Here is a 4593-nt window from a genome sequence, read left to right as displayed (position 1 = left end):
GCATCCCCGCCGATATCCGCGACAAAATCTTCGAGCCGTTCTTCTCGACCAAGGAAGTCGGCAAGGGCACCGGCCTCGGGCTCTCGACCGTCTACGGCATCGTCAAGCAGACCGGTGGCTTCATTTACGTGGACTCGGAGCCGGGGCAGGGCACCTCATTCCAGATCTTCCTGCCGCGCCATCATGCCGAGCCGGAGGTGCAGGTCGAGCAGCCGGCGCCGGCCGTTGGCGCCAGCAATGGTGCCGCGAAGGAAGCTGGGTCCACGGCGGACGCCAAGCCCCGCACCGATCTCACCGGACAAGGCACCATCCTCCTGGTCGAGGACGAAGAGGGCCTGCGCGCGCTCAACGCACGCGGTCTGCGCTCGCGCGGCTACACCGTCGTCGAGGCCGAGAACGGCGTCGAGGCGCTGGAGGTGCTGGAAGAGCAGAGCGGCGGAATCGATCTCGTCGTGTCCGACGTCGTGATGCCGGAGATGGACGGCCCGACGCTGCTCAAGGCGATGCGCGAGAAGAACCCCGACATCAAGTTCATCTTCGTCTCCGGCTACGCGGAAGACGCATTCGAGAAGAGCCTGCCCGAAGGCCAGCAGTTCGACTTCCTGCCCAAGCCGTTCACGCTGAGCCAGCTCGTGGCGGCCGTGAAGGAGACGATGGCGAAGGCGGGGTGAGGGCCTCAACGCAATGACGGCGGAGAAGCGGAATTGCCGGCACCAAAGCCACCGGTAACCCGCGACCGCGGCCTCTTCGCACACGCAGCCAAGCTGCCCCCAAAGATGGGCTTTTGCCACATCCCCGCGACTGAGGGCCGCAGCCATAAGTTCCGATAGTGGCTTCCTTTTTACGGAAGGCTGCCCATCTTAGGGGCACGTCCCCATGCCGGGGATCTGGGAAACCAACATGAATTTCTCGCAACGCTCCCGCAGTCTCTTCAAGACGATTGCCGTCGTGCTGGCGCTTGCGCTGCCGACTGCGCTGGCGATCTCGTCCGCCGACGCGCGCGTCGGTGGCGGCATGTCGTCGGGCTCGCGCGGTTCGCGCACCTATTCGGCCCCGCCATCGACCACGACCGCGCCGGGTTCGACCTCGCAGTTCAATCGGACCTACACCCAGCCGGGCGCAGGCATGAATTCGGCTGCCGCCGCACCCGCGCGCGGCGGCCTGTTCGGCCGGGCCGGCGGCTTCATGGGCGGCCTTGCGGCCGGCTTCCTCGGCGCAGGCCTGCTCGGCATGCTGTTCGGCGGTGGCCTGTTCGGCGGGCTCGGCGGCCTATCGTCGATCATCGGTCTGATCATCCAGATCGTGCTCGTGGTGCTCGTGGTTCGGCTGGCGATGTCCTGGTGGCAGCGCCGCCACACCCCGCAGGCGGCCTATGCCAACGCTGACGCCGGTGCCGGTCCGGGACCGCAGGCGAACAACCGTAGTGGCCTTGGTGGCGGCTTCGGCTTCGGCGCCAACAACGCGCCGCTCGAGATCAAGCCGGACGACTATGAGGCGTTCGAGCGTCTGCTCGGCGACGTCCAGTCCGCCTGGTCGAACGAGGATGTGGCCAAGCTGCACACGCTCGCGACGCCGGAAATGGTCTCCTATTTCGAGCAGGACCTCGGCCAGAACCGCGCGCGCAATGTCGTCAACAAGGTCAGCGATGTGAAGCTGTTGCAGGGCGACCTCGCGGAATCCTGGCGCGAAGGCGAGACCGATTACGCGACCGTGGCGCTGCGCTTCGCGCTCACCGACAAGACGCTCGACCGCAATACCGGCGCAATTGTCGCCGGCAGCGAGCAGCCGGGCGAGGCCACCGAAGTCTGGACCTTTGCCCGACGTCCGGGCGGCGCCTGGGAATTGTCGGCGATCCAGCAGACCAACTGATCGCAGGCGACATGAATAACAAAGGCGTCGTGCTTCTTGCACGGCGTCTTTTTCTTTTGGGCCTCTCGCATCGCGGCATCGGAATAAGCGGGCCTGCGTCGGGTTGAAATCTGGCGGCCAACGAAAACACAAAGGGAGGACAGGATGATCCGCATTGAGAGATCCGTGACGATTTCAGGCCTCGCGCTCGCCGCGGCTTTGCTAGCGGCGCCATCGGCGCAGGCGCAGTCGGCCGACATGACGTTCTTCGTGACTTCCAATGGTCCTGGTAAAGGCGCCGATCTCGGCGGCCTGGAGGGGGCCGATGCGCAGTGCCAGAAGTTGGCCCAGGCCGGCGGCGCCGGCAGCAAGACCTGGCGCGCTTATCTCTCCACGCAGGCCGCCGACGGCAAGCCGGCCGTCAACGCGCGCGACCGCATCGGCAAGGGACCGTGGCAGAACGCCAAGGGCGCTGTGATCGCCAAGGACGTTGCCGACCTGCACGGGGCGGCCAACAACCTCACCAAGCAGACCGCGCTCAGCGAGAAGGGCGAGGTCATCAACGGCCGCGGCGACACGCCGAACCGGCACGACATCCTCACGGGTTCGCAAGCCGACGGCAGCGCATTTCCCGCGGGTGACGACAAGACCTGCAAGAACTGGACGTCGAGCACGCAAGGCGCGGCGGTCGTCGGCCATGCCGATCGTCAAGGCCTGCGCGATGACGAGCCGTCGAAATCGTGGAACAGCTCGCATCCCTCGCGCGGCCCCGATGGCGGCTGCTCGCAGGCCGATCTGAAGAGCACCGGCGGCGACGGCCTGCTGTATTGCTTCGCGTCGAATTGAGACGCGGAACTCGCTCCGCCCTCATGGAGTTCGTGGTTGCGTGCTACACTCGCCGCCACGCAATCACGGACCCCTTTCATGAAATACGAGCTCTATTATTGGCCCGAGATCCAGGGCCGCGGTGAATATGTGCGGCTGGCGCTGGAGGAGGCGGGCGCGGCTTACATCGACGTGGCGCGTGGCCCACGCGGCACAGCTGCGATGATGAAGATGATGGACGCGCACAAGGGCACGCCGCCCTTTGCGCCGCCGTTCCTCAAAGCCGGCAAGCTCGTCATCGGCCAGACCGCGAACATCCTGCTCTATCTCGGCGCCCGCCACGCTCTCGCCCCGAAATCGGAAGCGGGTCAACTCTGGGTGCATCAGCTCCAGCTCACGATCACCGATTTCGTGGTCGAGATTCACGATACCCATCATCCGCTCGGGCCCTCGCTTTATTACGAAGATCAGAAACCGCCGGCAAAGAAGCGCACGGCCGACTTTTGGGGCGAGCGCGTGCCGAAATATCTCGGCTATTTCGAGCAGCTCCTTGAGGACAATGGCGGCGCCTATCTCACTGGCCGCAAGCTGTCCTATGTCGATCTCTCGCTGTTCCAGCTCGTCGCGGGGCTGCGCTATGCGTTTCCGAAGCGGATGAAGGCGTTCGAGACAGATATCCCAGGCCTCGTCGGCCTGCACGACCGCGTCGCGGCGCGGCCGAATATCAAGGCCTATCTCGAAAGCCGCCGCCGCATTGCCTTCAACGAGCAGGGCATCTTCCGCCGCTACCGCGAATTGGATGGTTAGCCGGTCCGGAGGTGCCGAGGGGGTGTTGCGCGCTCACCATACGCCAGGAAACAGGCGATAGCGCACGCGCGTCACATAGTCGGCATAGCCCGGCAGGCCCTCGCGCAGCGTGCGCTCCTCGATGCGAGTGCGGATGGCAAACAACAGGAGGAACAGCGGCACCATCATAAGTCCCCACCATGAGCCCAGAAGCAGCGGCACGCCGGCGAAGAACAGGATCATGCCGCTATACATGGGATGGCGCACATGGGCATAGGGCCCCGTCGAGATCACGCGCTGCGCGCGCTCGGCTTGCAATTTCACCACGGGCGCCGCGAACGAGTTCTCGCGGAAGACCCAGAGGATGAACAGTGTCGAGAGCAGGAACAGGGCGAGGCCGAGTATCTGCGCCGCCATCGGCATATCGGGGGCTAGCGTACGCCGGTCGAGCCCCATCGCCGCCAGCCAGACCAGCATCGCGACGACGAAGACGGCCATGAACGCCTTGTCGGCAGCGGGCTGGTCCTTTTGCAGGACCGGCCGCAGGCGTTCGGCGAGCAGTGCGGGGTCGACCCGGTAAAGCCACCAGCCGCAGAGCGGGCCGAGCAGGGCGGAGATCGCGAGGAACACCCAAGCCGACGGCCAGTGCAGGGTTCCGGCGCACGCGAACAGCAGCGCACCCATGGCGGCGGTGGTGATCGTGCTCTGCAACAGGAGTCTTGCGATCATGCGCAGGTCTCAGGGTAGTCGCGCACGATATTGGTCCTGCTATCCGGCGAAGATACGGCCGGACACGCGAAAAGCCCGATCGGCCGGATCGGGCATTTCATCTTCGACGCGGCTGATCAGGCGAGCTGATCGATCCGCGTACCCTGACCCGGCGGCAGCGGCGCGGGCGGCGGCGGCTTATAGGTCGGGTCGTTGTCCTTGGTCTTGATCTGGTCGTCCTGCTGCTTGTTCGTGTCGTAGCTCGGCACCACGATCGCGATCGGCGGCGGCGAAACGGTAGAAACGCTCATCCACAAATCCTCACATATGGAAACAATTGATCCTGCGCCGCGAGACCCGAAATTTCCTTCAAGCCAATCGTTAAAATGCGAGGGATCTGGTGCGGTGGGATGTGCTCTCGGACCT

6 protein-coding genes are annotated in these 4593 nt (G+C 65.0%); 4 read left to right on the top strand and 2 right to left on the bottom strand.

Features of this window, described 5'->3' with window-relative positions; translation table 11 throughout:
* The 4 genes from IVB47_RS01885 to IVB47_RS01870 all read left to right on the top strand — a co-directional run.
* Window positions 1–671, top strand: a 671-nt coding sequence (locus IVB47_RS01885) for a response regulator (protein ID WP_247459501.1), incomplete at its 5' end; no start/stop codon positions are given.
* 205 nt (window positions 672–876) lie between these two features.
* The gene (locus tag IVB47_RS01880; RefSeq protein ID WP_027567609.1) at window positions 877–1869 is read left to right on the top strand and encodes a Tim44 domain-containing protein; all 993 of its coding nucleotides are present in this window, start codon (window positions 877–879) and stop codon (window positions 1867–1869) included.
* 144 nt (window positions 1870–2013) lie between these two features.
* Window positions 2014–2694, top strand: a complete 681-nt coding sequence (locus tag IVB47_RS01875; RefSeq protein WP_247400433.1) for a lectin — start codon at window positions 2014–2016, stop codon at window positions 2692–2694.
* A 78-nt stretch (window positions 2695–2772) separates the two neighbouring features.
* Complete coding sequence (locus IVB47_RS01870) at window positions 2773–3480, top strand: glutathione S-transferase (RefSeq protein WP_247459499.1); 708 nt, start codon at window positions 2773–2775, stop codon at window positions 3478–3480.
* 33 nt (window positions 3481–3513) lie between these two features.
* Here the strand turns inward: IVB47_RS01870 and IVB47_RS01865 are convergent, their stop codons facing one another.
* The gene (locus IVB47_RS01865; protein ID WP_247459498.1) at window positions 3514–4188 is read right to left on the bottom strand and encodes an isoprenylcysteine carboxylmethyltransferase family protein; all 675 of its coding nucleotides are present in this window, start codon (window positions 4186–4188) and stop codon (window positions 3514–3516) included.
* A gap of 116 nt (window positions 4189–4304) precedes the next feature.
* Window positions 4305–4478, bottom strand: coding sequence for a hypothetical protein (locus IVB47_RS01860; protein ID WP_197031138.1), 174 nt, complete (start codon window positions 4476–4478; stop codon window positions 4305–4307).
* Between the last annotated feature and the right edge of the window lie 115 nt (window positions 4479–4593).

The organism is Bradyrhizobium sp. 62 (assembly GCF_023073035.1).
Classification (GTDB): domain Bacteria; phylum Pseudomonadota; class Alphaproteobacteria; order Rhizobiales; family Xanthobacteraceae; genus Bradyrhizobium.
This window is presented reverse-complemented; position numbering and strand designations above follow the sequence as displayed.

Bases quoted from the DNA above. Each gene is read 5' to 3' on its own strand.
- IVB47_RS01860 (WP_197031138.1), bottom strand. From the start codon at position 4,478: ATGAGCGTTTCTACCGTTTCGCCGCCGCCGATCGCGATCGTGGTGCCG.
- IVB47_RS01870 (WP_247459499.1), top strand. From the start codon at position 2,773: ATGAAATACGAGCTCTATTATTGGCCCGAGATCCAGGGCCGCGGTGAA.
- IVB47_RS01880 (WP_027567609.1), top strand. From the start codon at position 877: ATGCCGGGGATCTGGGAAACCAACATGAATTTCTCGCAACGCTCCCGC.
- IVB47_RS01865 (WP_247459498.1), bottom strand. From the start codon at position 4,188: ATGATCGCAAGACTCCTGTTGCAGAGCACGATCACCACCGCCGCCATG.
- IVB47_RS01875 (WP_247400433.1), top strand. From the start codon at position 2,014: ATGATCCGCATTGAGAGATCCGTGACGATTTCAGGCCTCGCGCTCGCC.